Annotated in this window: 15 protein-coding genes; 9 read left to right on the top strand and 6 right to left on the bottom strand. The window is 31.5% G+C overall.

Annotated features, from left to right (window positions below; translation table 11 throughout):
- Window positions 1-155 precede the first annotated feature (155 nt).
- The 3 genes from Ollyesu_RS10570 to holA are packed head-to-tail and all read right to left on the bottom strand — an operon-like array spanning window position 156 to window position 2,006.
- Window positions 156-518, bottom strand: a complete 363-nt coding sequence (locus Ollyesu_RS10570; protein WP_279301187.1) for a cupin domain-containing protein — start codon at window positions 516-518, stop codon at window positions 156-158.
- Window positions 519-527: 9 nt separating this feature from the next.
- The gene (locus Ollyesu_RS10565; RefSeq protein WP_279301186.1) at window positions 528-989 is read right to left on the bottom strand and encodes a DinB family protein; all 462 of its coding nucleotides are present in this window, start codon (window positions 987-989) and stop codon (window positions 528-530) included.
- Between the two features lie 12 nt (window positions 990-1,001).
- On the bottom strand, window positions 1,002-2,006 hold the full coding sequence (gene holA / locus Ollyesu_RS10560) for a DNA polymerase III subunit delta (RefSeq protein ID WP_279301185.1): 1,005 nt from the start codon (window positions 2,004-2,006) through the stop codon (window positions 1,002-1,004).
- Window positions 2,007-2,032: 26 nt separating this feature from the next.
- Here holA and Ollyesu_RS10555 point away from each other — a divergent pair, with 26 nt between their 5' ends.
- The 4 genes from Ollyesu_RS10555 to Ollyesu_RS10540 all read left to right on the top strand — a co-directional run bounded on the left by Ollyesu_RS10555 (window position 2,033) and on the right by Ollyesu_RS10540 (window position 4,617).
- Entirely contained in the window at window positions 2,033-2,473 is a 441-nt protein-coding gene (locus Ollyesu_RS10555) for a type I restriction enzyme HsdR N-terminal domain-containing protein (RefSeq protein WP_279301184.1), read from the top strand.
- Between the two features lie 8 nt (window positions 2,474-2,481).
- Window positions 2,482-2,676, top strand: a complete 195-nt coding sequence (locus Ollyesu_RS10550; protein WP_279301183.1) for a hypothetical protein — start codon at window positions 2,482-2,484, stop codon at window positions 2,674-2,676.
- Between the two features lie 3 nt (window positions 2,677-2,679).
- The gene (locus tag Ollyesu_RS10545; protein WP_279301182.1) at window positions 2,680-3,666 is read left to right on the top strand and encodes a glycosyltransferase family 2 protein; all 987 of its coding nucleotides are present in this window, start codon (window positions 2,680-2,682) and stop codon (window positions 3,664-3,666) included.
- A gap of 93 nt (window positions 3,667-3,759) precedes the next feature.
- A complete protein-coding gene (locus Ollyesu_RS10540) occupies window positions 3,760-4,617 on the top strand; it encodes an OmpA family protein (protein WP_279301181.1) in 858 nt (285 codons plus the stop codon).
- A 50-nt stretch (window positions 4,618-4,667) separates the two neighbouring features.
- Here Ollyesu_RS10540 and Ollyesu_RS10535 read toward each other — a convergent pair whose 3' ends face one another.
- Together Ollyesu_RS10535 and Ollyesu_RS10530 are read right to left on the bottom strand one after the other, a co-directional pair.
- Window positions 4,668-5,018 carry a VOC family protein gene (locus tag Ollyesu_RS10535; RefSeq protein ID WP_279301180.1) on the bottom strand — a complete coding sequence of 117 codons (351 nt, stop codon included), beginning with the start codon at window positions 5,016-5,018 and terminating at the stop codon, window positions 4,668-4,670.
- A gap of 63 nt (window positions 5,019-5,081) precedes the next feature.
- The gene (locus Ollyesu_RS10530) at window positions 5,082-5,702 is read right to left on the bottom strand and encodes an L-threonylcarbamoyladenylate synthase (protein WP_279301179.1); all 621 of its coding nucleotides are present in this window, start codon (window positions 5,700-5,702) and stop codon (window positions 5,082-5,084) included.
- Window positions 5,703-5,750: 48 nt separating this feature from the next.
- On the opposite strand from Ollyesu_RS10530, the gene Ollyesu_RS10525 reads away from it, so the two are divergent.
- Entirely contained in the window at window positions 5,751-6,617 is an 867-nt protein-coding gene (locus tag Ollyesu_RS10525) for an alpha/beta hydrolase (RefSeq protein WP_279301178.1), read from the top strand.
- Between the two features lie 23 nt (window positions 6,618-6,640).
- Here Ollyesu_RS10525 and Ollyesu_RS10520 read toward each other — a convergent pair whose 3' ends face one another.
- The gene (locus Ollyesu_RS10520; RefSeq protein WP_279301177.1) at window positions 6,641-8,974 is read right to left on the bottom strand and encodes a UvrD-helicase domain-containing protein; all 2,334 of its coding nucleotides are present in this window, start codon (window positions 8,972-8,974) and stop codon (window positions 6,641-6,643) included.
- Between the two features lie 155 nt (window positions 8,975-9,129).
- Here Ollyesu_RS10520 and Ollyesu_RS10515 point away from each other — a divergent pair, with 155 nt between their 5' ends.
- The 4 genes from Ollyesu_RS10515 (at window position 9,130) to Ollyesu_RS10500 (ending at window position 15,194) form a co-directional block, all read left to right on the top strand.
- Complete coding sequence (locus Ollyesu_RS10515; protein ID WP_279301176.1) at window positions 9,130-12,120, top strand: sensor histidine kinase; 2,991 nt, start codon at window positions 9,130-9,132, stop codon at window positions 12,118-12,120.
- Window positions 12,113-12,757, top strand: a complete 645-nt coding sequence (locus Ollyesu_RS10510; RefSeq protein WP_279301175.1) for a response regulator transcription factor — start codon at window positions 12,113-12,115, stop codon at window positions 12,755-12,757. The genes Ollyesu_RS10515 and Ollyesu_RS10510 overlap by 8 nt, the downstream gene beginning before the upstream one ends.
- Window positions 12,758-13,068: 311 nt before the next feature.
- On the top strand, window positions 13,069-14,622 hold the full coding sequence (locus Ollyesu_RS10505; protein ID WP_279301174.1) for an FMN-binding glutamate synthase family protein: 1,554 nt from the start codon (window positions 13,069-13,071) through the stop codon (window positions 14,620-14,622).
- A 53-nt stretch (window positions 14,623-14,675) separates the two neighbouring features.
- Window positions 14,676-15,194 carry a hypothetical protein gene (locus Ollyesu_RS10500; protein WP_279301173.1) on the top strand — a complete coding sequence of 173 codons (519 nt, stop codon included), beginning with the start codon at window positions 14,676-14,678 and terminating at the stop codon, window positions 15,192-15,194.
- Window positions 15,195-15,228 lie beyond the last annotated feature (34 nt).

Raw genomic sequence — 15,228 nt, 5'->3', positions numbered from 1 at the left:
TAAATAATAGAAGTGTAATAATAACTGAAAACCTTAATGTTATTAAAAATAAGCTGGTAACTAATTATCAAGGAAATGGTCGTGAATTAATGATAAAACTAAATAATATTCATGACAATTATATTGAAAAGTATATAACTTTCTTTCTCAATTAACTATTTAGGCTCCACAATTAAAAAGACTGCAGTACTATCTCCAATATTAAGTACTTCATGCTCACTTAACTTAGTATTTGACCAATTGACTCCTGTAGCGACTGGCACGTCTCTAGTACCTTTATAATCTGTAATCCTAAATGTACTTCCAGCTAAGGTGTACCCAAAATGAGGTTTGTGGTAATGTTTTTGGTGACCAACATTAGGCGGAAACGTGCATTTTAAAATGCGTTGTTGCTTGGTTTCGCTAAGGACTTTACACACTTTTCTACCGTTCCATCCTGCTTCTAAAGGATCTGGAAGGGTTTGTGTAGGTTTACAGGACACTAAAACCAATATTAAAACAAATAAAAAGTTTTTCATCATTAGTATTTAAGCTTTAAGAAAATTCTCTATTTGTAAACGATGTCTTAAGATGTGTACTATTGCATGCTCTAACAGTTGTTCAACATCAAAAGTAACTCCCCATCTTGCTTTTAATTGATGCGTATTTAATTCCTTATCCGTTAAATGACTTATCTTTTTTAGAATAGCTTCAGTATAATCGACCATTTTATCAAGCTCTTTTATAGCTTCAATTGGATTATTAATAGTCTTTTCATATTCTATCCAAGTGCTATCTTTAGTAATTGTATCCAGATAACTAGCATATAAATATCCAGAATGCACACAATGATTTATAACTGTTGCAATCGATTTACAATCTGGATCTGTAGTTTTAAAATCTCTGATTTCTAAAAATTGACTTTCAGATAGATCAGATAGAATACTTTTTAAAGGTAACATTGCTCTTTTGTATTCAATAAGTAAGGCAACTAGCATTCTATTTTTCATATCAATACCAATTTAATTCATAATCTTAACCAATAATTCTTTCAATAAATCGCCTTGCGGTACAGCATTACTATTAACACCTTTACTTTTTACATCAAACTCACGTAAGGTTGCAATAACCTGACTGACTTTACGCATAGGATAATGTCTTGCAGCTTCTAAATACTCGTTAACAAAATAAGGATTTACACGCAGTGCAGATGCGACGTTTCTTGGGTTTTTATCAGACATTCCGTGTAAATGCAATAACTGAGAGAAAAAATTAAACAATAACGACACCGTTACAACCATTGGGTTATCCTTTGGATTGTCTGCAAAATAATGTACAATTTTAAAGGCTTGAGCAGTATTTTTAGTTCCTATAGCTTTACGTAACTCAAAGTTGTTGTAGTCTTTACTTATTCCTATATTTTCTTCGATGTGGTCTGGAGTAATTTGTGTGTCTTTAGGCAAAACAATTTGTAGCTTTTCAAGCTCGTTGTTAATCTTGCTTAAATCGGTCCCTAAAAACTCGACTAACATTTGCGCTGCTTTTGGAGTTATAGAGTATCCTTTTGGTGACAACACACGTCTTATCCAATCTGGTACTTGGTTATCGTACAGTTTTTTACTTTCGTAAACGTAACCCGTTTTTTTAATAGTTTTATATACAGCTTTACGCTTGTCTATAGACTTGTATTTGTAACACAACACCAAAACTGTTGAGGGTTGCGGATTCTTAGCATAATCTGCTAACTGGTCAATGGTTCTAGCTAAATCTTGTGCTTCTTTAACAATCACCACTTGTCGTTCTGCCATCATTGGGAAACGCTTGGCATTACTTACAATATCTTCTATAGATACATCGCGACCATACAATACCATTTGGTTAAAACCACGCTCTTCTTCGGTCAACACAGTATCTTCAATAAAATCCGAAATTTTATCTATATAATACGCCTCTTCACCCATTAACAGGTAAATTGGTTTAAGTTGTTTGTTTTTTATATCAGTTACTAACTGTTTGACTTCGTCCATTAAAAAAAAATCCTCAAATTTGTGTAGTGCAAAAATTAAATTTTCCTACATATTCGTTTCGTTTCAAAAATAGCGAAAATAAAGTATCTATTTTTGATGTTGTTCGTAAAAAATTTGTGGTTTTACAACCTGAGGAATGGGTAAGACAACATTGTGTACACTATTTAATTGAGGTTAAAAAATATCCTCTATCCTTAATAAATGTTGAAAAAGAACTAACAATCAACGATTTAAAAAAACGCTATGATATTGTTGTTTTCAATACAGATGGAAGTATCCATTTAATTGTAGAATGTAAAGCACCAAAAATTGAAATAAAACAAAATACATTTGACCAAATTGCACGATATAACTTGGCGCTTAGCGCTACTTATTTAATGGTAACTAACGGAATTAATCATTATTATTGTAGTATGGATTTTGAAGCTGAACGCTATCAGTTTTTAAAAGATATACCTGATTATTAATTAAAATAATGTTTGAGTTTATATTTGAAATAATATTAATACCTGGATTTTCATATCCAGGAGCTGGATTTATATGGTTGATTTCTAGAACATGGAAATCAAAAAAAGCATTTAAAGAAATTAGAAAAGAAAATCTTGATATGAATAGTATTTTAGGAGTGTTTATAGTTGCTTCTCCTATAATTATATATAATTTATTATAAAACTTGAATATAGCGATAATCATATTAAACTGGAATGGAAAAGCATTGCTTGAGCAATTTTTATTATCTGTGACTTCATATTCTAAAGAAGCAACCATTTATGTGGCTGACAACGCGTCTACAGATCAATCTGTTGCTTTTGTAAAAGCTAATTATCCAGAGGTTAAAATCATTAAAAACTCAGAAAATGGTGGTTATGCTAAAGGCTATAACGATGCTTTAAAGCATGTAGAAGAAGATATTTACTGCTTACTAAATAGTGATATTGAAGTCACACCAAATTGGTTAGATCCTATCATAGACACTTTTAAAACTGAACCTGATACTGCAATCATTCAGCCTAAAATATTAGATTACAACAACAAGACTACATTTGAGTATGCAGGAGCTGCAGGTGGTTTTGTTGATAAATATGGCTATCCGTATTGTAGAGGACGCATTTTTAATACCATTGAAGCAGATACCAACCAATATCAAGATGCTTCCATTTTTTGGGCTTCTGGTGCTTGTTTTTTTATAAGAAAAAAAACATTTCATGCGCTAAACGGATTTGATGAAAGTTTTTTTGCGCACATGGAAGAAATAGACTTGTGCTGGAGAGCATTTAATACAGGCTATAAAGCCAAATATATCAACAACTCTACTGTGTATCATGTTGGAGGCGCCACACTTGATGCAAGTCATCCTAAAAAGACCTATTTAAATTTTAGGAATAGTTTATTTACGTTAACTAAAAATGCAAAGGGAAATATATTTCTATTACTACTGGTTAGACTAATCTTAGATGGCATTGCTGGATTAAAATTCTTATTTCAATTCAAGTTTAATCACCTTATTGCTATACTTAAGGCGCATATTTCGTTTTACGGTCATTTATCGTCACTTTTAAAAGTACGAAAACAACACACTCAAAAATCTGGATACTATTCTACAACATCTATAGTATGGTCTTATTTAGCTGAAAAAAAGCGTCATTACAGTCAATTATAAATCTTTTAGCAAAAGTTTTGTTAAAGCGCATTTTAACATTTTAATTATTTATATTTTTGATATGTATAAATTAAATTTATCCATATACTAATTATGAAAAAAATCCTATTATTAAGTGCAAGTGTACTGTTATTATTAAGCTCTTGTGTATCTAAAAAGGAGTTTGCTGCGCTAGAAGCAAAACAACAAGAAACACAGGATTTACTTAATACAGCAACTGTAAAATTAAATGCTTGTTTAGCAGACGAAGCTGCTGCTACAGCACGTATCAAAGAGTTACAAGAGCGTATAGCTGATATGAAAGCTAATAACCAAGCTTTAATTGAAAGTACTAAAGACATGACGGTTTTAACAACTCAAGGTGCTAAAAATCTTGAAAAGTCTTTGGAGAGTATTAAAGAAAAAGAATTAAAAATTTCAAGATTACAAGATGCGTTAACTAAAAAAGATAGTGTGACGCTAGCTTTAGTGACTAGCTTAAAGAAAGAAGTTGGATTAAATGATGAGGATATTGAAATTAATGTAGAAAAAAGCGTTGTTTTTATCTCGTTATCTGACAAATTACTATTCCAAAGCGGAAGTTACAATATTACATCTAGAGCTAACGAAATCTTAGGTAAGGTAGCTACTGTTATTAATGGTAAGCCAAACTTTGAAGCAATGGTAGAAGGACATACAGATAATGTACCGTATAGCAAAGGTGTTTTAATTGATAACTGGGATTTAAGTGTGAAGCGTAGTACAGCTATTGTTAGAGCTTTACAAAACTTAGGTGTTAAACCAGAACAATTAATAGCTGCAGGACGTGGAGATCATTTACCACTAGTCTCTAACGATACTCCAGAAAACAGAGCTATAAATAGAAGAACTAAAATATATATCCTTCCAAAAATTGATCAGTTTTACGAAATGATTGAAACGGAAATGCAAAATTTATCTCAAGAAAACTAGTATACTTTAAAATATATAATAAAAAGCTCAATCTAAAGATTGGGCTTTTTTTATTGGTCATGGCACCAAACAGCTAATTCATTACCAGAAGGATCCAAAAACTGAAACCGACGTCCACCAGGAAAAGAAAATGTGTCTACAGATAATCGACCACCCAAATCTAAAATTTTAGATTTTGCATCATCAAGATTGTCATGATACAAAACCACCAAAACACCATTAACAATTGGTTTGTCAACTTTTTCAAAACCACCTGCAACTCCACTGGACTCAAAAGCTACATAATTATCTCCATAGTCTGTAAATTCCCAGCCAAATGCTTGGTTATAGAAGGTTTTAGTCGCTTCTAAATCATGTGTTATAAACTCTATGTAATTTATATGGTTGTTGATTGGTTTCATTTTTTTTTGACTGTATTTTTAAAGACTACTTAGTCATACATCCTCGCAATATCTATCCTTAAATTAAAAAATTTCTAAGCTTCCTTTTCCTTCTCTTACAATTAGTGGTTCATCACCAGATAAATCAATTATTGTAGATGCCTGATTGTCTCCATAGCCTCCATCTATAACTAAATCTACTAGTTTATCCCATTTTTCAAGAATTAATTCTGGATCTGTGGTATATTCTAAAATTTCATCTTCATCATGTATAGACGTAGAGACAATTGGGTTACCCAATGCTTTAACTATTTCTAATGCGATATTGTTATTAGGTACACGTATACCTACTTCTTTTTTCTTTTTAAAAGCTGCTGGTAATGTTTTTGAACCAGGTAAAATAAAAGTATAAGGTCCAGGCAATGCACGTTTTAAAATTTTAAAAGTCGTGCTATCAATTTGCTTCACATAATCAGACAAATTGCTTAAATCATGACAGATAAAAGAAAAATTAGCTTTATCTAATTTTACCCCTTTAATACGTGCGATTCGCTCTAAAGCTTTAGTATTGGTAATATCACAACCTAAACCATAGACCGTATCTGTTGGGTAAATTATAAGTCCTCCTTTTTTAAGAACCTCAACAACCTTTTTAATAGCTTTTGGGTTGGGATTTTCTTCGTAAATTTTTATAAAGTCTGCCATAATAAGTATATTACCAATATCGTTTACAAATTAAATATTAATTTTTATATGAAAAAGATATCTCTTCAGTTATTATCACTATTGTTTATAACATTTTTTACTACTAATTGTAGTGATAACGATACTACTAACGACTCTAATATTAATAATGAGCCATTAGCATATGAAGAATTATTAAATGTATCCTATGGTAATGATTCCAGTCAAGTTTATGATATTTACTTACCTGAAAATAGAACACTAGACACTAAAGTCCTTATTCTTGTTCATGGTGGTGGATGGACTTCTGGTGATAAATTAGATATGAATGATATTAAAAATATTGCAAGACAAGATTTACCAGATTATGCAGTAGTTAATATAAATTACAGATTAGCTTCTCAAGGCGTATCTCCTTTTCCTATGCAATTAAACGATATAACAGCTGTGATAGAGCATTTAAAAACCAATCAAGAAGCTTATGTTTTATCTAATAACTATGGTTTTATAGGTACAAGTGCTGGTGCACATTTATCTATGCTTTGGACTTATGCTTATGACACTTTTGATGACGTAAACATGGTAGCAAGCATTGTAGGACCTACAAACTTAGGCGATCCTGCTTACACCAATAATCCTCAACTACCTATTAACCAACTTATGCTATTTTTTGGCGTTACACCTAGTACACAATTTTTAGAAACGTATAGTCCGTATCATCAAGTTACAGCAACTTCTGCTCCTACTATTCTATTTTATGGTGGTATGGATCCATTAATACCAAATTCTCAAGGTATAGATATGGATGCCAAATTAACCACTCTTGGAGTGACCCATCAGTTTACGTTTTATCCAAACGAAGGTCATGGTTGGGTTGGAGCCAATCTATTAGATACTTGGACAAAACTAAAGGCTTTTGTAGAGTTGCATCATTAATTTGCAATCTGAAAAATACTAAGCTACCCTATAATTTCTAGCTTAGCAAAACGTAGTAATAATTTCTTTTTACCACCAAACTCAAAATTAATTTCAGCTTTAACATCTGTGCCTTTTCCCTCTATATTAAGCACTTCTCCTCTACCAAACTTTAAATGCTTTACGCGATTGCCAACCACCAAATCTGCTCCAAATAAACTCGCATCCATTGGTGCTTGTATTTCTGATGCTTTTTTTAATTTTTTTGGTGCGCTAATTTCAAAATTTGCAGGCTTAGCTTTGTCTTTCTTTTTAAATTTTGGCTGCACAGGTTTTTTAAACCGGATTTTATTTGGTGGTACATCTCCAAAAATATCTGCAGATAGCATAGGATTGATACGTCGTTCTTCTTTTGGAGTAATATTTTCTATAAACTGGTCGTCTATTTCTTCAATAAATCTGCTTGGTTCAGAATCTACTAATTTTCCCCAACGGTATCTAGATAATGCATATGTGAGATAGGCTTGTTTTTCGGCTCTGGTTAATGCAACATAAAATAAACGTCGTTCTTCCTCAAGTTCTGCACGTGTATTCATGCTCATAGCACTTGGAAATAAATCTTCTTCTAAACCTACTACAAACACATGATTAAACTCTAACCCTTTAGCTAAGTGAATGGTCATTAATGCGACATGATTAGGATCACCTTTATCACCATCTAAATCTGTTGCTAAAGCAATATCTTCTAAAAATTCAGCTAAATCGCCTTTAGAATCGGCTATTTCTAATTGACCTTCCACAAAATCCTTGATACCATTTAAAAGCTCTTCTACATTTTCTAATCTGGTGACGCCTTCTGGAGTTCCGTCTTTATTGACTTCTTTAATTAATCCACTGGTTTTTGCAATATGCTCTGCTAAATCAAATGCATTAGCAGTTTGATTCATGACCTGATAACTTTCAATTAGCGTCACAAAGTCACGAAGTTTATTTTTGGTTCCGTTGTTAATATTAATATCAAGCGTATCTATGTCTTTCAACACCTGAAAAATGGTTTTATTTAAATTATTAGCAGCAACCACTAATCGGTCAATGGTGGTTTGACCAATACCTCTTGCTGGATAGTTGATGATACGTTTTAAAGCTTCTTCATCTGCAGTATTTAGGACCAGTCGTAAGTATGCAGTAACGTCTTTAATTTCTTTACGTTGGTAAAATGACAAACCTCCATAAATTCTGTAAGGAATATCGCGCTTTCTAAGTGCGTCTTCCATTGCTCGCGACTGTGCATTGGTACGATATAAAATAGCAAAATCGCTATTTGGTAAATGCTCGTTCATTTTGGTTTCCCATATGGTACTAGCTACGTAACGTCCTTCATCACCATCTGTTAAACTGCGATGTACCTTTACCTTTGGACCTTCTTCATTTGCGGTCCAAACCACTTTTTCTAGTTTGGTTTTATTGTGTTCTATCACAGAGTTAGCAGCACCTACAATGTTTTTTGTAGATCGGTAATTTTGTTCTAATCGATACAATTTAACATCATCATAATCTTTCTGGAAATTTAAAATATTATTGATGTTAGCACCTCTAAACGCATAGATACTTTGAGCATCGTCACCAACTACACAAATGTTTTGAAAACGATCTGCCAATGCACGAACAATTAAGTATTGACTGTGGTTAGTATCTTGGTACTCGTCTACTAAAATATATCTAAACTTATCTTGATATTGTGCTAAAACTGAAGGAAAGCGTGTTAACAATTCGTTGGTACGCAGTAATAAATCGTCAAAATCCATTGCTCCAGCTTTAAAACATCTATCTACATAAGCTTGGTAGATCTCACCCATTCTTGGTCGTCTAGCCATAGCATCTGCTTCCATTAACTCTGGATTGTTAAAATAAGCTTTGACTGTTATAAGGCTATTTTTATATGATGATATCCTACTGTAGACTTGCTTAGTTTTATACAAATCCTTGTCAAGACCCATTTCTTTTATTATTGAACCCAATAATTTTTGCGAGTCTTGCGTATCGTAAATAGTAAAGTTACTTGGAAATCCTAAGTGATGACCTTCAAAACGTAATATTTTGGCAAACACAGAGTGGAACGTTCCCATCCATAAGTTTTTAGCTTCACTAGCACCAACAATTTGTGCAATACGCTCTTTCATTTCGCGAGCTGCTTTGTTAGTAAAGGTTAGCGCTAAAATACTAAAGGCATCAACACCTTGACTCATCAAATAAGCTATACGGTAGGTTAGTACTCTTGTTTTACCAGAACCTGCACCAGCAATAATAATCATTGGTCCATCTTTTTGTAATGTAGGTTCTAGTTGTGCGTCGTTTAATTGACTTAAATATGTCTCCAAATTGTCGTTCCTTTTTAAGGTATAAAAATAACCATTGTTAATCTTTTAAGTCTTTAGTTTTATTAATAATTATAAACAATTGTAGATGTAATAATCTGTTTCAATTTTTTAAATATCTTTACAAGGCTATTAATTTTATCTAACTATTATTTTTAATGAATAAAAGTATTCTGTACTTACTATTCTTCTTGACTGTTAGTGTATTATCACAATCCACTGAATTATATCAAAAAACATTTACCAAACAAGACGGTATTGATATTGACAATATATATGCATTATGTTATGATAATGACGGTTTCTTATGGCTTGGTGGTAGTAATTTAGATAATAGATCTATAATATTAAGTGACCGCAAACTAGCATTACAACGCTTTAATGGTCACTCTTTTCATTCAATTCCGTTACCAGTTTTTGATAACCCAATTGAGAAAGTTCAACAAATTTATAAAAGAAATGATGGCTTGTTCTATGTGGAGACCGAATTATCTGATGGTTATAAGTTGCTACTTTTTGACCCTTACCAATCGACTTTTAAGCCTGTAACTTTTGATGGATACGACCAAGACCTGACAGGATTATCAAAAATTTATTCTTACAATAATACAGACTATCTCTTAATACAAAAAGATAGAACAATATCGTTAAGAGCTATAGCGTCTGATTTAACCTCTAAAGAAGTATTTAATTTTACAAGTACTGAAAATAAATATATAATGGAAGGTTCTAGTAGGATTATTCCATTTGATGACTTTGTTTTTATTACGGATGATAATTTTCCAGTTAAAACTTTTAATTGGAATGGTGAGTTAATTAAAATTATCGACCAAGTTAATGGTGCAGATAATAAAAATAAAGTTGTTGTAGATGAAGTGTTTAAAGCCAATAATAAATACTACGCATTTTTATTTAACAATCCTAACCTATTTTTAATAGATGAAGTTAACAAGGACTTTACTTTAGTTGAAGACAATAGACTACCTAACGTGCATTTAAATACGTTTAATGACCAATTTGATAACACACTTCTTATTGCTTCATATGATGGACAAGTAACTATTAACGGTTTTAAAAACCAAAAAATTTCCAAAACCTATCAATTAAATCTAAACGCTACAGATGGTCTTAAAATAGCATCAAAAAATTTAAATTCTGAAGTTTGGCTTGCTACTAATGGACAGTTACACTATTTTAAATTACCTAATAAAGTTGTTAAAAATTTCTTGCCTAATTATGAATTTAGAGATATAAAACCACTTGATACTTCTAATTACTTGGTTGCTACAGAACAAAATGGTTGGTTTAAGATTAATACAGTAAAGGCTAGCGTAACACCTTACAACATTACATTAGATAATGAAACAATTAGTGCTGCTTCTAGAAATTTTATTATAGAAGATTCAATTATTTGGACTAATGGTCGTACAGGAATATTAAGACTAGATACCAAAACCAAAATTTTAAATAGCTATAATCACTACCCAATTACTTGTTTAGAAAAACCTAATGATAGTCTTATAATTTATGGTACTAATGGTTATCATTTAATGCAATTTAATATCAAGAATAAAATACACAAATCTCTACTAAAAACTGACTCTCTTGATATTTTAGATATTCACATATTGAAGCATCAAAATTTGGTTGTTGCAGCAACTAACAAAGGCTTATTGACTTATGACTTGAAAAGCAAAAAAAATACATTTTATAATCTTAAAAAAGATTTTGAAGACAACTATTTATTGATGGTAGACTACCATAAAGATTATGGTTATTTATTAGGATCCAGATCTGGAATTATCTACGCTTTTAATCCAGAAAGTAAAACTGTAACGACTCTATATAAAGACGATTTAAAAGCTGGAATAGCTACTGTTTTATTTGATAATGATACATGGTGGATCAATTCTTTTAACGGAATTATAGCTTATAATATAAAAACAAAAAGTAAAACGCGTTTTTCTGAAAAAGACGGATTTACTCATCATGAGGCCAACAGATATAGTGCTTTAAAAACTAAAAATGGTTTATTTGTTGGGACACTTAAAGGTCTCAATTATTTTAACCCCTCAGATTTAAAAGCTATAAACGATGCTGCTGCATTAGCCCTTTTAAAAGTTAATTTATATGATAAAACAGACAAAGTTTTAAAAAGTCATTATAATAGATCTGTTTTTGACCAAAACAACAGTATTACTTTACCATCAGAAAATAGGAGGTTAGAATTAGATTTTGCACTTAAAAATATAAATGCAGTAGACAAAGGATATAATTATAGGTATAGACTAAACGATGAAGATTGGGTAGATTTAAAACAACAAAATACATTACAATTTGCAAATTTAGCAGCAGGTGATTATTTATTAGAGATAGAAGCTTTAGATTTTTCAGGAAATAAAATTGCAAGCTCACTACTGTTGGATATTCATAGTACAGAGTTTTTCTATAAAAAATGGTGGTTCTTCTTAATTGTATCTACATCCATAATAGGCTTTTTACTTTGGTTGTTAAAACAAGCTAAAGACAGAAAGCAATTGCAAGAGCAATTTTCTCAAGGCTTAATTATATCTCAAGAAAATGAACGCAAACGTATTGCTAAAGAACTTCATGACAGTATAAGCCAGCAATTAACTCTAATAAAAAAGAAAGCACAAAATACAAAGCAAGAGGAAATAACAGTACTAACACACAATACCTTAGAAGAAGTTAGAGCTATCTCAAGAGGCTTGTATCCGCCATTATTAAAGCAATTAGGATTAACAGAAAGTATTGAACAGTTAATTTTAGACATTGACGAACAAACCGAGCTATTTGTAACTAGTGATATTGATAATATTGATGACTACTTTAACGAGAATCAAACGCTAAACTGTTATCGATTTGTACAAGAATGCGTCAATAATATTTTAAAACATGCTAATGCAAAAGCATTATCAGTGGTAATAAATAAACAAAAAGACAAAATTTCAATAAAAATAACAGATAACGGAAAAGGATTTGATATTGCTAATGCTCAAAAAAAGAACAGCTTAGGTCTAAAAACTATATATGAGCGCATTCGAATTTTAAAAGGAGAAATAACCATTGATAGCAAGTCCAACTCCGGAACTTTAATACATGTAATAATACCTATTAAATATGTCTAAAAACATAGAAATAATTGTAGCAGATGACCATCCAATGCTACTAAAAGGATTAACAGAAGAACTTATATCTAATAATTATAAAGTTATAGATACTGCTGAAAATGGAGCATTAGCATTAGAATTAATAATAGCTAGAAATCCAGACATCGCTATTTTAGATATTGAGATGCCTTTACTAACTGGTTTTGAAGTCATTAAAAAATGTGAAAATGAGAACTTAAAAACTAAATTTATAGTATTAACTTCTCATAAAGAAAGTCGCTATATATATAAAGCAAATAATCTTAATATTTCTGGGTATTTATTAAAAGACGAACCTTTTGAAGAAATTCAAAAATGTATCAATACCGTTATAACAGGTAAAAATTATTTTAGTCAAACTTTTAGCCAATTGTTTGATACTAAAATCTCTCCAGAATTAGAAAAAATCAAACTATTATCACCATCAGAACGAACTATTGTTAGATTAATATCACAAGGTAAAAACTCTAAAGACATTTCAGAAATGTTATTGATATCCTTAAGAACCGTTCAAAAGCATCGTGCAAATATTTTAAATAAATTAGACTTAGAATCCTCGACAGATGCACTATCTATTTGGGCTAATAATAACAAAGAATTATTATTAACCATTTAGTCAAATTTTTGACTTTAAAAATTAATTTTAGCATCTTTAACATATTTAATATTTAAGTTGAATATGCAAAAAAATATGCAAATAACACAAATACAGATATTTACAAAAACTAAGTCAATACGTACCCCTACGTAATTTTTGACACAATTACGTATTTTTTAATTCTTAAAACTATTATATATTGTTCAAGCTATTAATCAATCTATTATAACCTGTAAAAACCATTTTTATGTATTTAAGAATGGTTTTTACTTTATAATAAAGTATTACCCTTTTTATTTTTTATTTTTGAAAAAACACTTTTCAAAAATATGGAAACCATTCTAAACTTCCTGTCTTCAATATCATGGTGGATGTGGATAATTGTCGCTTTGGTTATTATAGCAATTAGAGACATTTTTCAGCGTAAACACACAATTAGTAGAAATTATCCGGTTTTAGGTCATTTTAGATATATGCTAGAAAGTATTGGTCCAGAATTACGCCAATATCTAGTAGCTAATAACAGAGAAGAGCTACCCTTTAACCGTATAGAAAGAGGTTGGGTATATGCGTCTTCAAAAAATGAAAACAATTATGAGGGTTTTGGAACCGATCGCGACATTTACTCTCACCAGCATATTTTTATTAATAATGCTATGATTCCGTTTCGAGTTGAAGATGATCACGTTAGTGCAAAAGATAATTATTTTTTACCCTGTGCTAAAGTTATAGGAGCTCACAATAATCGTCGTAGACCATATCGTCCAGCTTCAATAATTAATGTGTCTGCTATGAGCTACGGTTCTTTGTCTGCACGTGCAATAGACTCGTTAAACAAAGGTTGTAAAATCGCAGGAGCGTACCATAATACTGGTGAAGGTGGCTTATCACCTTACCATAGCAATGGTAGTGACGTCGTCTTTCATTTTGGAACTGGTTATTTTGGTGTCAGATCTGACGACGGAAATTTTTCCATGGAAAAAATGAAAAAATTAGTAGAAGACAATCCTTTTATTCGTGCTATCGAACTTAAACTATCCCAAGGTGCTAAACCAGGAAAAGGTGGTGTGCTACCAGGCTCTAAAATAAGTAAAGAAATAGCAGAAATACGTGGTGTAAAAGCTGGAGAAGATGTGTTATCTCCACCTACCCACAAAGCCTTTAAAACAATACCAGAAATGGTTGATTTTATTGAAGCTATTGCAGAAGAAACAGGTTTACCTGTTGGTATTAAAGCAGCTATTGGAAAACTAGAACAATGGGAAGAGTTAACAGATATCATGAAAAAAACTGGTAAAGGTCCAGATTTTATAACTGTTGATGGTGGTGAAGGTGGAACTGGTGCTGCGCCTCCAAGCTTTGCAGACCACGTATCATTACCTTGGGTGTATGGTTTTGGCGACCTCTATAAATTATTCCAGAAAAAAGGACTAGAAAAACAAGTTGTTTTTATCGGTAGCGGTAAATTAGGGTTTCCTGGTAAAGCTGCTATGGCATTTTCAATGGGTGTTGATGTTATTAATGTAGCTAGAGAGGCCATGATGAGTATTGGTTGTATACAAGCTAAAGTATGTCATACCAATCGCTGTCCAAGTGGAGTAGCTACGCAAAGCAAATGGTTGCAACGTGGTATTGATGTTCCTCTAAAATCGCAACGTTTAGCACAATATTTTAAGACATTTACAAAAGAATTTTTAGAAGTTACACATGCAGCAGGTTATGAGCATCCATGTCAATTTAAAATGAGTGATGTAGAGGTTAACGTAGATGACCACAACTTGTCTAAGGAACTTAACAGAACCTATGGTTACGAGAAAACTCCTGTTACATTTAACGGAATGCAAAGTTTAAAAGATTGTCAATATTTAGGCGGAACAAAATAGACTTGTACAATAATTTAAAACACATTAAGTTTGTTATATAAACTAAAACTAATATGGAACAACAGCTTTTAAACCTATTAATGTATACGATACCGTCACTAGTAACTGGATCTGTTGCTTATCTGTTCTTTAGAGAGCATATGCAAAATGAAGATGAACGTCGTAAGTTTAATATTATGAAATCTTTAAGTAAGGAGTCACTACCAGTAAGACTTCAAGCTTATGAGCGTTTAGCGTTGTTTTTGGAGCGTATCTCACCTAACAAACTGTTGTTACGTGTCGCACCTTTATCTTCTGACAAACAAGCGTATGAAGATTTATTAATTAAAAATATAGAGCAAGAATTTGAGCATAATTTAGCACAACAAATTTATTTGAGTGATAATTGTTGGAGTGTGGTTAATGCGTCTAAAAGTGCAACGATTCAATTAATACGCAAAGTTGGTGTAAGCGACAAAATAGACTCTGCTAACAAATTAAGAGAAGCTATTTTAAATGAGATGTTAGATAAACCAGCACCTAGTAATGCTGGCTTACATTACATCAAACAAGAAGTTGGAGAAATCTGGTAATTAAAAAACAAAAGCCTTATCAAATAGATAAGGG

It is taken from the genome of Olleya sp. YS, assembly GCF_029760915.1.
Taxonomy (GTDB): Bacteria; Bacteroidota; Bacteroidia; order Flavobacteriales; family Flavobacteriaceae; genus Olleya.
Note: the sequence above shows the minus strand (reverse complement) of the source record. Positions and strands in the feature narration are given on the sequence as shown.